Below are 13938 nucleotides of genomic sequence, written 5' to 3'. Positions count from 1 at the left end.
TGGGACTGGATCGGTGAGCGGCCTGTTGTGCCTGTGCCGGCAGGGATTCGAGCCTGAACTGGCCGGCGAGCTCAGCGAGCGCGCCGCGTACGCCGGCATTGCCGGCTATGCGCGCACCCAGCGCAACGACGGCTACGTGGTGTTCGCCACCGACGAGGGGGCCGCGCTGTCGCAGGCGCTGCCTTGGCGCTCGCTGATCTTTGCGCGCCAGAAGCTGGTGGTGCTGGCCGAACTGCGCGAGCTGGATCCCGCCGACCGCATCACCCCGATCCTGGCCGCACTGGAAGGCCAGGCCCGCTTCGGCGACATGTGGGTGGAACATCCCGATTCGGACCAAGGCAAGCCACTGGCCGGCCTGGCCCGCGCGTTCGGCAATGCGCTGCGCCCGGCGCTGCGCAAGGCGGGCCTGCTGACCGACAAGCCCCACACCGGCTTGCCGCGCCTGCACGTGGTGTTCGTCGATGGTCGCCACGCGTTTGTCTGCACGGCCGACACCCGCGACAGCGCGCCCTGGCCGCTGGGCATTCCACGCCTGAAACTGTTGCCGGAAGCGCCATCGCGTTCGGCCCTGAAGCTCGACGAGGCCCTGCTCACCCTGATGCGCCCGGAAGAACGCGAGCACCTCGTCAGGCCCGGCATGCGCGCGGCTGACCTCGGTGCGGCTCCCGGTGGCTGGACCTGGGTGCTGACCCGCCAGCACATGCACGTGATCAGCGTGGACAACGGCCCATTGCGTGAGCACGTGCTGCAGACCGGACTGGTGGAACACCTGCGTGCCGACGGCTTCCACTGGCAGCCGGAAGCGCCATTGGACTGGATGGTCTGCGACATGGTCGAGCAGCCGCGTCGCGTTGCCGAGCGCATGGCCACCTGGTTCCGCGAAGGCTGGTGCCAGCATGCGATCTTCAACCTGAAGCTGCCGATGAAGAAGCGCTGGGATGAAACCCGGCTGTGCCTGGAGCTTTTCCAGCAGCAGGCCGGGCGGCCGCTGAATCTGCGCGCCAAGCAGCTGTATCACGATCGGGAAGAGATCACGGTGCTGGCATGGTGAGGGGTCGCTGGGCGTTCATTGGTGCGATGACACGCATGGCGTGTCTCTACGCGGGGTTTATCGGCGTAGCCCTGGCACAGGTGCCGGCAACCACTGCGCCGCTGCGTGACGTGCCGGCGGGGGTGCGCACCCAGCCGTTGGCCAGCGGAGCGGTGACCCATGCGGTCACATTGCCTCCCGTTGCCGGCGAATCCACGGTGACCGTGCGTTCGGTGCAACCCGATAGCGTGGTTGGCCAGTACCGGTTCCGCTTTGAATCACTGGACCTGGACGGCGATGGCTTCATCAGCCGCGAGGAAGCCCAGGCCAATCCAGCCTTGGCCGATGAATTCCAGTCACTGGACACCGCGCGGCGGGGACGGCTGGATCGCAGCCAGCTGCAGGGTTGGCTGGTGCCGTAACCCGACGCCTCGTAGAGCCACGCCCTGCGTGGCTTCGACGCTGCCAGAGCATCGCATTGACGCGCATGGCGCGTCGCTACGGGTCCGAGGGTTTTTCCGGTCCGTCGAAGCGTTGCAGCTGTTCCGTCATGCGGACCATGTTCTGCAGCAGTTCGATCCGTTTCCGATCGTCGGTGGGTGCTTCCAGCTGCCTGCGAAAGCTGTCTCCCAACGGGCGCATGTACTGCAGCAGTTCGACCAGTTCGGACCGTGAGGGCGTGGACGCCTGCGCGGCAAACTGCTGAAGGCGCGCCCCAGCCGTCAGTGCGTTCTGCCCCGTGAATCCGATGCCATGTGCGTGACCGGCGTTGTTGATGCAGGTCAGCAGCTGCCCGATTGCAGAGGCCGCCGCTTCCGGGTGCTTCTGCATCTGCTCCGCCGCCTTTTCCAGGTCGGCCTGTGGGCGAAGCACCTTCAGTACATTGGAAATTCCGGATATGTCCATCATGCACCTGCGTGAGCGGTTTGCTTCAGTGTGCGGTGCCCTGAGGGGTGCAACTTGCAGAAATCGATCACTTCAAGCCGATCGCGTCAACGCGCGCGGTCGCTGGCGCAGGAGATGTCCTGGAGACGCAACTGCTGATCAGCCATGCTCTTCTCCACGCCTTTCATGAAACGATTGAAGTCCCTGTCGAGGAAGCGCTGCTGCTGACTCTGCCGTCGCTTGGGCTGCTGCGTCGCCTCCGGAGCACCGGGGCCGTTCGCGACCTGTAACGGAACGATCCCGCCGGCCTCCTGCTTGGGCGGGTCAATCGCGGTGGAGATTGTCGTTTTCGGTCCAACTTGAGTAACGGTCGTCATTGCAGGCCAGGCGAAATAGGAACCATCACCAACCGTAAGGGGGCCGCCTGGATGACGCTTCCACAATTCGATCATCATCAGATGCCGGCGGCCCGCTTCCAGAATGCCGCCACCAGCGGCGGCCATCTGCCCACGCAGCCCAGCGCGCGACCACGGGCCAGCGTCAGGTGCATCTCGTCATTGGAGAACACCTTGTTGATCGCATCAAAGCCATACGCCGACACCGTGTTGTCGCTGCGCCGCTCACGTGCCCAGCGCTGCAGCCGCTCCGGGCTGGACCAGTCCTGGCGGCGCTTCTGCGCCTGCTGCACCCGTTCGCGCAGGGCAGCCACGTCACGCAGCCCCAGGTTCACGCCCTGCCCGGCCAGCGGGTGTACCACATGGGCCGCATCGCCCAGGGTCAGAACGCGACCGGCCACGTAGGCCGTCGCGAGCTGCCGCCGCAGCGGAAATGCGACGCGACGACTGGCCAGGGTCATGCTGCCCAGCCGCGCCCCGAAGGCGCGGGTCAGCTCCTGCCCGAACGCGGCTTCCTCCAGCGCCAGCACGCGTGCGGCCTCGGCGTCTGGCAGGGTCCAGACGATCGAACTGCGGTGCGACCCGGCCGGCAGCACCGCCAGCGGCCCGGTGGTCAGGAACCGCTGCCAGGCGGTTGCCTCGTTTTCATGTTCGCTGTCGATGTAGGCCACCACCCCGCGCTGGCCATAGTCCTGACGGCTGACCTGCAGGCCTGCCAGCTGACGCAGGGTCGACTCGGCCCCGTCGGCGGCCACCGCCAGGCGGGCCTCCAGTCTGCGACCATCGTCCAGGCGTACCCGCACGCCCGTCTCGTCCTGCTCCAGCGCCTCGACCCGTGCCGGGCAGCACACCTGGACACCGGCGGCCGGCAGCGCCGCCCACAGGCGGTCCACCAGAAGATCGTTTTCCACGATCCAGCCCAGCTGCTCGCGCCCGAGACGGTCAGCATCAAAGCGCAGCTCCTCGCCACCCGCCGCGTCCCACACCCGCATGCGCCGGTAGGCACAGGCGCGGGTGGCCAGCACGCCCGGCCACACGCCCAGTGCCTGCAGCAGCTGGGCGTTGTCCGGGGCGAAGGCATATACCCGCAGGTCCGGCGGGTCGCGCTGCCATGTCGGCGGTTCGCGCCCTTCCACCAGGGTCACCTCCAGCCCGGCGTCAGCCAGGGCCAGCGCACAGGCGGCACCGACCACGCCTCCCCCGACCACGATCACGTCGCGTGCGCGCCGGTTCATGCGTGCTCTCCACGGCACAGCGCAGGCACTTCGCCACGGAAGCCCATCGCGCCGCCGACCAGCATCGACTGCACGTCGCTGGCCTGTGCGGCCAGCAGGCCCAGGCTGCGCAGCGGACGCAGCAGTGGGGCCGGGTTGCTGGTCACGCGCGCCAGCCCGCCCGAGAAGGCGATGGTCTGGCGGCGGTCCTCCTCCCGCCGCGCCACGTACTGCCGCAGCAGGGCGTCACTGCCCGGATCGTCGGCAGCGGGCAACAGTTCGGCCAGGGTCAGGGCGTCGCGCAGGCCAAGGTTGAAGCCCTGAGCGCCCAGCGGATGGATGGTCTGGGCCGCATTGCCCAGCAGCACCGTGCGTTCGCCCACCAGCGCCCGCGCGAGCACCTGGACCAGCGGATACGCGCTGCGCGGACCACTTTCCAGCAGCCGCCCGGCGCGCCAGCCGATGGCGTCCTGCAGCCGTCGCAGCCAGTCGGCCGCGTCCAGCGCCATGACCGCATCGGCCTGGTCACGCGCCACTCCGTGCACCACCCCGTAGTGCCGGTCCCCGCGCGGCAGCAGCGCGGTCGGGCCGGTGTCGGTGAAGCGCTCGTAGGCGGTGCCGTCAGGCGCACGCGCCGCGCGTACCCGCGCCACGAACAGGGTCTGGTCGAAGTCATGCTCGTCCACGCCGATGCCCAGCGCCTCGCGCACGCCGCTGCGGGTGCCATCGGCCCCCACCACCAGCCGCGCCAGCAGGGTGCGTTCGCCGTTTTCATCGGCCACCACCACCGCGCGGCAGCCATCCACCACCTCGCCCAGCCGCACGAAACGCGCTGGCCGGTAGCGGGTGACGTGCCGCAGCTGCTGGAGCCGGGTTTCCAGGGCCTGGCCGAAGTCACGCGCGACCACCACCTGTCCGAACCAGGGCCGCTGGTAGTCCGCGGCGCTCATCTGCACGCGACCGAAGTCCCCGGCGCGGCTGACGTGGATCCGGGTGATCGGGCCCACCGCCGAGCCCAGCAGCGGCATCACGCCCAGTGCGGTCAGTGCGTTGACCGTCGCTGCGGCAAAGCTGAGGTTGCGCTGGTCGAATACCGGCGGCAGGGCACCGGCCGGGGTCGCCTCGACCAGCCCGACGGTGCGACCGGCGCGGTCCAGGGCAATGGCCAGGCTGGCCCCGACCAGGCCACCGCCGACGATCACTACATCATGACGTTCACTCATGCCCACCATGATAGAGCCAGCCCGGTGCCAGCGGCGCTAGAATGAATGCCATGAGCACCCTGCCCGCCGCTTCGCCGACCCTCGCCCCGCGCGCCTTCATCCTGGCGGTGCTGGCCCTGCTGATGATCGCTACCCGCGTGAATCACTTCGCGGCCATCCCCGATGCGTCGTGGGCGGTGTTTTTCATCGGCGGCTTCCATCTGCGCAGCTGGACGCGTTGGGCTTTCCCGCTGCTGATGGTGCTGGCGCTGGTGATCGACGTGCTGGTGATCCGGGCCAGCGGCATCGGCTACTGGCAGCATTACTGCGTGTCACCGGGCACCGCCCTGCTGGTCCCGGCGTACTTCAGCCTGTGGGCCGGCGGTGCGCTGCTTCGGCAGGGCTACCGCAGCGCCAACTGGGCGGCGCTGGGCAAGGGCGTGGCCCTGCTGCTGGCGGCCGTGGCGGTGTGCCAGCTGTTCGCACAGGGCGGCTTCTACTGGACCAGTGACGTGGTCGCGGAGCCGACACTGGCCGGCTGGGCGAAGAACTATGCCGACTGGTTCCTGCCCTACCTGCGCACCACCGCGACCTACGTCGGCCTGGCGGCCGCCCTGCAGCTGGCCACCGAGCAGGTCGGCAAGCTGATCCAGGCCCGCCGCGACGTGCTGCACTGAGACCGCACGCACCGTGGGCAACCGGCTTTCGCGCATCTATACCCGCACCGGCGACGATGGCAGCACCGGGCTCGGCGACGGCAGCCGGGTCGCCAAGGATGCGGCGCGGGTGAACGCGTTCGGCACCGTCGATGAAGCCAACTCCGCGCTGGGCGTGCTGCTGGCGGTGCCGCTACCGGCGGACGTCACGGCCCTGCTGACCCGCGTCCAGCACCAGTTGTTCGACCTCGGCGGCGAGCTGTGCATTCCCGGCCACGCGGCGATCCAGGCCGGCGACGTGAGCGCGCTGGAGCAGCAGCTGGACCACTACAACGCGGGCCTGCCGTCGCTGAAGGAATTCATTCTGCCCGGCGGTGGCGAAGCCGCCGCGCGCTGCCACCTGGCCCGTACCATCGTACGTCGCGCCGAGCGCGAGACCGTTACCCTGGCCCGCCTGGAACCGGTCCGCGGCGAGGCGCTGCAGTACCTCAACCGGCTTTCTGACCTTCTGTTCGTACTGGCCCGGGTGCTGGCCCGTGCCGACGGCCATGGCGAAGTCCTCTGGCAGCACAGCCGTCGCTGACCTCTTATTCCGGAACCTGAGCCGCATGCTGGTTTTTACCCATCCTGCCTGTCTGCAACACGATCCCGGCCCTGGCCATCCCGAATCCTCGCAGCGCCTGCAGGTGGTTCTGGATGCGCTGCACGCGGCATTTCCGGACCAGCTGGACTGGCGGCAGGCACCGGCAGCCAAACGTGGCGACCTGGCCCGGGTACATGACAGCGCGTTGATCGACCTCGTTCTGCAGCCGCAGACCGAGCCCCTGCGCCTGATCGACATGGACACCATGACCTCACCGGGGTCGGCCGCGGCCGCCGTGCACGCGGCTGGTGCCGGCGTGGCCGCCGTGGACGCGGTGATGCTGGGCGACGACCCGGTGGCCTTCTGCGCGGTGCGCCCGCCCGGGCACCACGCCACCGCGAGCACGGCGATGGGCTTCTGTCTGTTCAACAACATCGCCATTGCGGCGGCCCACGCACGCGATCGGCACGGACTGGAACGGATCGCGGTGGTCGACTTCGACGTACACCACGGCAACGGCACCCAGGACATTTTCATCGCAGACCCGCGCGTGGCCTACTACAGCACCCACCAGGCCGGGCTGTTCCCCAACTCCGGCCTGCGCCGCGACCGTGGGGCCGGCAACCTGCTCAACATCCTGCTGCCTCCCGGCAGCGGCGGCTTCCGCTTCCGCAACACCTGGGCCGACGAGATGCTGCCGGCCATCGACGACTTCCGCCCCCAGCTCGTTCTGATCTCCGCCGGCTTCGACGCACACCTGCGTGATCCGCAGGCGGACCTGATGCTGGAGACCGACGACTTCGCGTGGATCACCACCGAACTGCATGCACTGGCCCGACGGCACGCCGCCGGCCGGGTGGTGTCGATGCTGGAGGGCGGTTACGACCTGCAGGCGCTGGCAGAATGTTCGGTCGCGCACGTGGGCGCGATGCTCTGAGGCCTGCCGGCTGACGGCCGGCACTACCGAGGTCCGGATGAACCTGAACCGTGCTGGGCGACCGTCCTTCATTGCCCCTATGCAATGGATGGGGCAAGCTACGGTCCGTTTTCCCCCGAATCCGAAGCCCGCGTGCGCCGAGCCCTCCGCCTGCTGCCCCTCCCCCTGAGCATCGCCATCTGCCTGCCCGCCATGGCCGATGACAAACCATTGAACTGGGGCCTGTGCCCGGTCTCCGATGTCCTGCCGGTATTTGACGAGGCCCCCAAGGCCGACAAGGAAGCAGCCGCTACCCGCGACCAGCAACCGACGGACATCGAGGGCAACCAGCTGTTCGGTACCGCCACGGTGCCGCAGTACCAGGGCAACGTCACGCTCAAGCGCGGCGATCAGTTCCTGGGCACCGACCACCTGAGCTTCGATACCGAAAGCGGCAACTACATCGCCGAAGGCAATGTCCGCTACCAGGACTCCTCGTTCCGCATGGTCGCCCAGCGCGCCGAGGGCAACCAGGAGTCGGACACCCACAAGATCAGCGACATCCAGTACCAGCTGGTCGATCGTCGCGGTCATGGCGGTGCCGAATCCGTCGACCTGCAGGGCGCGGTAGGCCAGATGCACCGGTCCACCTACACCACCTGCGACCCCTCGCAGCCGATCTGGAAGCTGTCCGCGCCGCAGATCGAAGTGGACAACGACGAAGGCTTCGGCACCGCGCGCAACGCGGTGCTGCGCATCGGCAAGGTGCCGGTGCTGTGGGCTCCGTACTTCAAGTTCCCGATCGACGACCGCCGCCAGACCGGCCTGCTGTACCCGGAGATCGGCCTGTCCGGGCGCAATGGCTTCGACTATGCCCAGCCGATCTACTTCAACCTGGCCCCGAACTACGACGACACCCTGACCCCGCGCTACATGAGCAAGCGCGGTTTCATGCTGGACAACGAGTTCCGCTACCTCTACGACGGCGGCCGCGGTGAACTGCAGACCGCCTACCTGCCCAACGACAAGCTGCGCGACAAGGACCGCGGGCAGGTGCAGTACGAGGGCTACCACAACATCAACCCGCACTGGCAGGCGCGTGCCAACCTCGCCTGGGTGAGCGACGAGCGCTACATGGAGGACTTCTCCAGCAAGCTGATCGGCGTGACCACCTCGACCCTGCAGAGCCAGGTCGGCATCTACGGCACCGGCGAGAACTGGACTGCCGGTTTGATGGCCGACTACTGGCAGCTGACCGACTACACGCTGACCGAGGCGTCGCTTCCGTACGCACGCCAGCCGCGCGCGTTCTTCACCTGGGACAAGCCGGTGCTGTCGTGGCTGGAGACCGGCGTGTATGCCGAGGCAGTGCGCTTCACCCATGACGATGTCGACCTGAAGTTCGGCGAAGCCGGCGACTACGAACGCAACGGCACGGTCGTGCCGTACTTCAATGGCTCACGTCTGGACATCAAGCCGTACGTGTCCATGCCCTTCGCCGGCGCGGCCTGGTACGTCACCCCGACCCTGGCCTACCGCTACACCGGCTACGAGCTGGACCGCGGTCTGGCCCAGCAGACCCGGCGCCAGGCCCTGATCGACGCCGGCATCGACCCGGCCACCGCCACGCCCGACCAGCTGCTCGGCAACACCTCGCCCCATCGCAGCATGCCCATCGTCAGCCTTGACGCGGGCATGTTCTTCGACCGCGAGACCGAGATCCGCGGCAAGTCGTTCCTGCACACGCTGGAACCGCGCCTGTTCTACCTGCGCACGCCGTACCGCGACCAGAGCGACCTGCCGATCTTCGACACCCGTGACTTCACCTTCAGCTGGGGCCAGCTGTTCCGCGACTCGCGCTACACCGGCGCGGACCGGCAGAACGACGCCAACCAGCTGACCATGGCGCTGAGCACCCGCTTCATCGACCAGAACACCGGCCGCGAGCGCTTCTCCGGCAGCATCGGCCAGATCCTCTATTTCGATGATTCGCGGGTCACGCTGCCAGGCCAGACCGCACTGGTGGAACAGGGCAAGTCGGCCTGGATCGCCGACGCCAACTACGCCATCAACGACCGCTGGAACCTGGGCGCCACGTACCAGTGGGACCCCAAGCTCAAGCGCGAGGACCTGGCCAGCGTGCGTGCGCGCTACCTGATGTCCAACGACGGCATCGTCAACCTGACCTACCGCTACCGTGTGGTGCCGGGCGCTTCGGCCACCGCCACCAAGGAAGAGCGCACCCTGCTGGAACAGGCCGATCTGTCGTTCCTGTACCCGATCAACCAGAGCTGGAGCCTGGTCGGTCGTTACTACTACTCCATCCAGGACAAGGAACCGCTGGAAATCATCGGCGGCGTGCAGTGGGACAGCTGCTGTCTGGCCGTGCGCGCCCTGGCGCGCCGCTACGTGCGCAATCGTGAGGGCGAGATGAACAACTCGTTCCAGATCGAGTTCGTCCTCAAGGGCCTGAGCTCGATCGGCCAGAACACGGACCGCACCTTGCGCCGTGCTATTCTCGGCTATTACCGCGACGACCTCTATCTCGTGCCGCCCAGCAATACCGGTGCGTCCCGCGACGACTACGATCCGAACCAGATCCCATGACCAAGACTCTTCCCGTTGTGCTCGCCTCGCTGATGGCGGTTTCCACCGTCAGCGCCCCGTTGCAGGTGCTGGCCCAGCAGACCCAGTCGCTGGACCGCATTGCCGCCATCGTCGACGAAGACGTGGTGCTGCAGAGCGAGCTGGACCGCGCCGTGAACAACATCAAGGCTCAGTACGCCGGTCGTGAGAACCAGCTGCCGCCGGAAGACGTGCTGCGCCGCCAGGTGCTGGAGCGTCTGGTGCTGGTCAAGCTGCAGGTCGCCCGCGCCGAAAGCAGCGGGATCAAGATCGGCGACCAGGAACTGAACCAGGCCATCAACGCCATTGCCCAGCAGAACGGCACCAGCCTGGACGCCCTGCGCCAGCGCCTGGCCAGCGACGGCGTTGATTTCAACGACTTCCGCGCCTCGGTCCGTGACGAAATCACCGTGCAGCGCCTGCGCCAGAGCTTCGCGCAGAGCCGCATCAGCGTCAGCGAAGGCGAAGTGGATGCCGCGCTGAAGCAGGAAGCGACCACCGGTACCCAGTACCACCTGGCGCACATCCTGATCGCCCTGCCGGAAGCAGCCACCGCCGACCAGATCGCCACCGGCCAGAAGAAGGCCGACGGCGTGAAGGCCCTGCTCGACAAGGGCGAGCTGGACTTCAACGCCGCTGCCGTGCGCTATTCCGACAGCCCCAACGCGCTGGAAGGCGGCGACCTGGGCTGGCGCACCCTGGATGAAATTCCCAATGCGTTCGCGCAGATGATGACCAGCATGAAGAGCGGCGACGTGGTCGGCCCGCTGCGCGGTCCGAGCGGCTTCCAGCTGCTCAAGCTGGTCGAAGTGCGTGACGCCAATGCCAGCACCGGCGGGCAGACGATCACCGAATACCACGGCCGGCACATCCTGATCCGGGTCACCGACCAGCAGGACAACGCCGCCGCCAAGGCCAAGATCGACACCGTGCGCGCCCGCATTGCCGGTGGCGCGGACTTCCAGGCCGTGGCCAAGGAATCCAGCGAAGACGCCAACACCAAGGGTCAGGGCGGCGACCTGGGCTGGTTCCCGGCCGACGCCTTCGGCGCGGACTTCGGCCGCCAGATCACCGGCGTGGACGACGGTGGCGTCAGCCAGCCGTTCCGCACCGACGCCGGCTGGCACATCGTGCAGCGCGTGGAAACCCGTCAGACCGACGCGGGCGTGGACAACAAGCGCGCCCAGATCCGCGAAACCATCGGCCGGCGCAAGCTGGAAGAGGAATACAACCGCTTCCTGCAGGAACTGCGTGGCGAAGCCTACGTTGACCTGCGCCAGGGCGACGCCGCCGCTGCGGCGACCCCGCCGCAGTCCTGAGGGCCAGTCGATGCTGCCGCAGCTCGCGCTGGTACCGGGCGAGCCCGCCGGCATCGGTCCTGAACTGTGCCTGCGGCTGATCCAACAGCCGCGCAGCGACTGCCAGCTGCTGGCCTTCGCCGACCCGGACACCCTGCAGGCCGCCGCCTCCGCGCTGGACCTGCCGCTGCAGTTGCTGCCTGAACACGCCATCGCCCGCCAGCCGGGCGATCTGCGTTTGCGGCCTGTCCCCAACGCCACGCCTTCCCGTTTCGGCGAAGCGGATCCTGCCAACGCCGCGGCGGTCATCGGGGCGCTGCTCCAGGCCGGCCAGGCCTGCCTGGACGGCACGCTCGACGGCGTGGTGACCGGCCCGGTGCACAAGGCGGTGATCAACCTGGGCGGCATTGCCTACAGCGGGACCACCGAGCTGCTGGCCGACCAGGCCGGGGTGAAGGTGGTGATGATGCTGGCCAACGACATCGTCCGGGTGGCATTGGCCACCACTCACCTGCCGTTGCGGGCGGTGGCCGATTCGATCACCGCCGAGACGCTGACGACCACCCTGCATACCGTGCACGCCGCGCTGCGGCGCGATTTCGGCCTGCCCGCCCCGCGCATCGCGGTGCTGGGATTGAACCCGCACGCCGGCGAGGACGGGCACCTGGGCCGCGAAGAACTGGACCTGATCATCCCGCTGCTGCAGCGCCTGCGCGCCGAGGGCATGGACCTGGTCGGGCCGTTGCCCGCCGATACCGCCTTCCTGCCGCAGAAGCTGGCCGGTTTCGACACCGTGCTGGCGATGTACCACGACCAGGGGCTGCCGGTGCTCAAGTACAGCGGCTTCGAGCAGGCCGTGAACATCACCCTGGGCCTGCCCTACCCGCGCGTTGCCGTCGATCACGGCACGGCGCTGGAGCTGGCCGGGCGCGGCGTGGCCGACCCCTCCAGTCTGCGTGCGGCCACGGCGCTGTGCGCCCGGCTCGCCGCACAACGTAAAATGGGCGCATGACTTCTTCGCACTCCTCCTCGGCCCCGGGCTTCACCGCCCCGGCCAAAAAGCAGCTCGGCCAGCACTTCCTGGCCGACCGCAGCTACATCGACAAGATCGTGCTGGCGGTCAACCCGAAGGACGACGACCGCCTGGTCGAGATCGGCCCGGGCCAGGGTGCTATCACCCTGCCGCTGCTGCGACGCCATCCGCGCCTGACCGTGATCGAGTTCGACCGCGACCTGATCGCGCCGCTGACCGCCGCGGCCGCGCCGCTGGGCGAGCTGACCATCGTGCACCGCGACGTGCTGCAGGTGGACTTCAGCGAACTGGCCGCCGGTGGACAGATCCGCCTGGTCGGCAACCTGCCGTACAACATCTCCTCACCGATCCTGTTCCATGCGATGGAGCATGCGGCGGTGATCCGCGACATGCACTTCATGCTGCAGAAGGAAGTGGTGGACCGCATGGCCGCCGAACCCGGCAGCAAGGTGTACGGCCGCCTGAGCGTGATGCTGCAGGCGTGGTGCAGGGTCAGTTCGCTGTTCGTGGTGCCGCCGGGTGCGTTCCGGCCGCCGCCGAAGGTCGACTCGGCGGTGGTGCGGCTGGTGCCGCGCGACCCGGCCACGGTCGGCATCCTTGATCGCAAGCGCTTCGCCGAAGTGGTGCGCTCGGCTTTCGGCCAGCGCCGCAAAACCCTGCGCAACGCACTCAATGGCGTGGTCACGCCCGAACAGTTCGAAGCCGCCGGCGTACGCAGCGACGCCCGTGCCGAACAACTCGAAGTGGCGCAATTCATTGCATTGGCCAATGTTCCGCGCGCGGAAGCGTGAAACACCCTCTACACTGCCCCGTATGACTGACGCAGCAAAAAAACACGCCATCTCGGTGGAGGTGGCCCCCCGCTTTCTCGATGACCAGTCCACGCCGGAGGACGGGCGCTTTGCGTTCGCCTACAGCATCCGCATCCACAACCAGGGCCAGGTAGCCGCGCGCCTGGTGCGCCGCCACTGGCGCATCACCGACGGCAACGGACGGGTGGAACAGGTGGATGGCGACGGCGTGGTCGGCGAACAGCCGCGACTGCGGCCGGGTGAAGAGTTCCGTTACACCTCCGGTGTCATGCTGGAAACCGAGCACGGGACGATGCAGGGGTATTACGACATGGTGGCCGACGATGGCACCGAGTTCGCCGCCACCATCGAGCCGTTCGTACTGGCCATTCCACGCACACTGCACTGACGGAGGCGCACGCATGAGTGTATGGGCCATCGGCGACCTGCAGGGCTGCTACGAGGTTACCCAGCGGTTACTGGAAAAGATCCGCTTCGACCCGGCGGTGGATCGCCTGTGGTTCTGCGGCGACCTGGTCAACCGCGGCGGGCAGTCGCTGGAGACGCTGCGGCTGGTGCATTCGCTGCGCGAGAGCAGCGTGGTGGTCCTGGGCAACCATGACCTGTCGCTGCTGGCGGTGGGTTCACGCACCGAGGAAGAGCAGCGCAAGGTCAACCCGGACCTGCTGCGCATCGTGCAGGCCGAAGACCGTGACGTGCTGCTGGACTGGCTGCGCCTGCAGAAGCTGGTGCATGTGGACCGGGAGCTGGGCTGGATGATGGTGCATGCCGGGCTGGCCCCGAAGTGGACCACCCAGCTGGCCGAGAAGCACGCGCGTGAGGTGGAAGCGCAGCTGCACGGCAACGGCTACCGCAAGCTGTTCCGCAACATGTACGGCGACAAGCCGATCTGGTCGCCGGGGCTGGCCGGCTACGACCGTTCGCGGGCGATCATCAACATCCTCACGCGGATGCGTTACTGCACGCCGCGCGGGCGCATCGGCATCGAAGACAAGGGCACGCCGGGCACGCAGGAACAGGGCTTGTACCCGTGGTTCGAGGTGCCGGGCCGGGTCGAGCGCGACCTGAAGATCGTGTGCGGCCATTGGTCGGCCCTGGGCCTGACCATCACCCAGGGCGTGCATGCGATTGATACCGGTGCGGTGTGGGGCGGCAAACTGACCGCGCTGCAGCTGGATACAGACGAGCTGCGGGTGGTGCAGGTGCCGGGCCGCGACGTGCCGAAGCCGGAAGCACCGCCGCGCCCGCCGCAACCGCGCCGTGAGAGCGGTGGTGGCGGTGGTGGCGGC

At 68.0% G+C, this 13938-nt stretch carries 15 protein-coding genes; 11 read left to right on the top strand and 4 right to left on the bottom strand.

What is annotated here, in order from left to right:
• The first annotated feature begins 13 nt into the window (after positions 1 to 13).
• Together rlmM and EGJ34_RS07980 are read left to right on the top strand one after the other, a co-directional pair.
• Positions 14 to 1051 (top strand): 23S rRNA (cytidine(2498)-2'-O)-methyltransferase RlmM, encoded by a 1038-nt coding sequence (gene rlmM, locus EGJ34_RS07985; protein ID WP_125359965.1) that lies wholly within the window; start codon positions 14 to 16, stop codon positions 1049 to 1051.
• A 35-nt stretch (positions 1052 to 1086) separates the two neighbouring features.
• Positions 1087 to 1452 (top strand): EF-hand domain-containing protein, encoded by a 366-nt coding sequence (locus EGJ34_RS07980; protein ID WP_312023022.1) that lies wholly within the window; start codon positions 1087 to 1089, stop codon positions 1450 to 1452.
• A 76-nt stretch (positions 1453 to 1528) separates the two neighbouring features.
• Here the strand turns inward: EGJ34_RS07980 and EGJ34_RS07975 are convergent, their stop codons facing one another.
• The 4 genes from EGJ34_RS07975 to ubiH form a co-directional block, all read right to left on the bottom strand.
• Positions 1529 to 1936 carry a hypothetical protein gene (locus tag EGJ34_RS07975; RefSeq protein ID WP_125359964.1) on the bottom strand — a complete coding sequence of 136 codons (408 nt, stop codon included), beginning with the start codon at positions 1934 to 1936 and terminating at the stop codon, positions 1529 to 1531.
• Positions 1937 to 2022: 86 nt separating this feature from the next.
• Complete coding sequence (locus EGJ34_RS07970) at positions 2023 to 2370, bottom strand: hypothetical protein (RefSeq protein WP_125359963.1); 348 nt, start codon at positions 2368 to 2370, stop codon at positions 2023 to 2025.
• Positions 2370 to 3545, bottom strand: a complete 1176-nt coding sequence (locus EGJ34_RS07965) for a UbiH/UbiF family hydroxylase (RefSeq protein ID WP_125359962.1) — start codon at positions 3543 to 3545, stop codon at positions 2370 to 2372. The genes EGJ34_RS07970 and EGJ34_RS07965 overlap by 1 nt, the downstream gene beginning before the upstream one ends.
• Positions 3542 to 4747, bottom strand: coding sequence for a 2-octaprenyl-6-methoxyphenyl hydroxylase (gene ubiH, locus EGJ34_RS07960; protein ID WP_125359961.1), 1206 nt, complete (start codon positions 4745 to 4747; stop codon positions 3542 to 3544). The genes EGJ34_RS07965 and ubiH overlap by 4 nt, the downstream gene beginning before the upstream one ends.
• Before the next feature lie 50 nt (positions 4748 to 4797).
• On the opposite strand from ubiH, the gene EGJ34_RS07955 reads away from it, so the two are divergent.
• The 9 genes from EGJ34_RS07955 to EGJ34_RS07915 all read left to right on the top strand — a co-directional run.
• Positions 4798 to 5403 carry a hypothetical protein gene (locus EGJ34_RS07955; RefSeq protein ID WP_185750104.1) on the top strand — a complete coding sequence of 202 codons (606 nt, stop codon included), beginning with the start codon at positions 4798 to 4800 and terminating at the stop codon, positions 5401 to 5403.
• Positions 5404 to 5416: 13 nt separating this feature from the next.
• The gene (locus tag EGJ34_RS07950) at positions 5417 to 5965 is read left to right on the top strand and encodes a cob(I)yrinic acid a,c-diamide adenosyltransferase (RefSeq protein ID WP_125359960.1); all 549 of its coding nucleotides are present in this window, start codon (positions 5417 to 5419) and stop codon (positions 5963 to 5965) included.
• Positions 5966 to 5990: 25 nt separating this feature from the next.
• Positions 5991 to 6902: a histone deacetylase family protein gene (locus EGJ34_RS07945; RefSeq protein ID WP_125359959.1), complete on the top strand. Its 912-nt coding sequence runs from the start codon at positions 5991 to 5993 to the stop codon at positions 6900 to 6902.
• 132 nt (positions 6903 to 7034) lie between these two features.
• Entirely contained in the window at positions 7035 to 9488 is a 2454-nt protein-coding gene (gene lptD, locus EGJ34_RS07940; protein ID WP_125359958.1) for an LPS-assembly protein LptD, read from the top strand.
• A complete protein-coding gene (locus tag EGJ34_RS07935; protein WP_125359957.1) occupies positions 9485 to 10825 on the top strand; it encodes a peptidylprolyl isomerase in 1341 nt (446 codons plus the stop codon). The genes lptD and EGJ34_RS07935 overlap by 4 nt, the downstream gene beginning before the upstream one ends.
• Before the next feature lie 10 nt (positions 10826 to 10835).
• Complete coding sequence (gene pdxA / locus EGJ34_RS07930; RefSeq protein WP_125359956.1) at positions 10836 to 11816, top strand: 4-hydroxythreonine-4-phosphate dehydrogenase PdxA; 981 nt, start codon at positions 10836 to 10838, stop codon at positions 11814 to 11816.
• On the top strand, positions 11813 to 12628 hold the full coding sequence (rsmA, locus tag EGJ34_RS07925; protein WP_125359955.1) for a 16S rRNA (adenine(1518)-N(6)/adenine(1519)-N(6))-dimethyltransferase RsmA: 816 nt from the start codon (positions 11813 to 11815) through the stop codon (positions 12626 to 12628). The genes pdxA and rsmA overlap by 4 nt, the downstream gene beginning before the upstream one ends.
• 22 nt (positions 12629 to 12650) lie before the next feature.
• The gene (gene apaG, locus EGJ34_RS07920; protein WP_125359954.1) at positions 12651 to 13037 is read left to right on the top strand and encodes a Co2+/Mg2+ efflux protein ApaG; all 387 of its coding nucleotides are present in this window, start codon (positions 12651 to 12653) and stop codon (positions 13035 to 13037) included.
• A gap of 13 nt (positions 13038 to 13050) precedes the next feature.
• Positions 13051 to 13938 (top strand): symmetrical bis(5'-nucleosyl)-tetraphosphatase (locus EGJ34_RS07915; RefSeq protein ID WP_260476931.1); only part of this gene is annotated, 888 nt, incomplete at its 3' end.

Source organism: Stenotrophomonas sp. 278 (assembly GCF_003935715.1).
Classification (GTDB): domain Bacteria; phylum Pseudomonadota; class Gammaproteobacteria; order Xanthomonadales; family Xanthomonadaceae; genus Stenotrophomonas; species Stenotrophomonas maltophilia_AH.
The sequence above is the reverse complement of the archived record's forward strand: the minus strand, read 5'-3'. Positions and strand labels throughout refer to the sequence as shown.

What these genes read in the sequence shown, in the direction of transcription:
- EGJ34_RS07980 (WP_312023022.1), top strand. Translation starts at nt 1,087, where the DNA reads ATGGCGTGTCTCTACGCGGGGTTTATCGGCGTAGCCCTGGCACAGGTG.
- EGJ34_RS07975 (WP_125359964.1), bottom strand. Translation starts at nt 1,936, where the DNA reads ATGGACATATCCGGAATTTCCAATGTACTGAAGGTGCTTCGCCCACAG.
- EGJ34_RS07970 (WP_125359963.1), bottom strand. Translation starts at nt 2,370, where the DNA reads ATGATGATCGAATTGTGGAAGCGTCATCCAGGCGGCCCCCTTACGGTT.
- EGJ34_RS07965 (WP_125359962.1), bottom strand. Translation starts at nt 3,545, where the DNA reads ATGAACCGGCGCGCACGCGACGTGATCGTGGTCGGGGGAGGCGTGGTC.
- ubiH (WP_125359961.1), bottom strand. Translation starts at nt 4,747, where the DNA reads ATGAGTGAACGTCATGATGTAGTGATCGTCGGCGGTGGCCTGGTCGGG.
- EGJ34_RS07955 (WP_185750104.1), top strand. Translation starts at nt 4,798, where the DNA reads ATGAGCACCCTGCCCGCCGCTTCGCCGACCCTCGCCCCGCGCGCCTTC.
- EGJ34_RS07945 (WP_125359959.1), top strand. Translation starts at nt 5,991, where the DNA reads ATGCTGGTTTTTACCCATCCTGCCTGTCTGCAACACGATCCCGGCCCT.
- EGJ34_RS07935 (WP_125359957.1), top strand. Translation starts at nt 9,485, where the DNA reads ATGACCAAGACTCTTCCCGTTGTGCTCGCCTCGCTGATGGCGGTTTCC.
- pdxA (WP_125359956.1), top strand. Translation starts at nt 10,836, where the DNA reads ATGCTGCCGCAGCTCGCGCTGGTACCGGGCGAGCCCGCCGGCATCGGT.
- rsmA (WP_125359955.1), top strand. Translation starts at nt 11,813, where the DNA reads ATGACTTCTTCGCACTCCTCCTCGGCCCCGGGCTTCACCGCCCCGGCC.
- apaG (WP_125359954.1), top strand. Translation starts at nt 12,651, where the DNA reads ATGACTGACGCAGCAAAAAAACACGCCATCTCGGTGGAGGTGGCCCCC.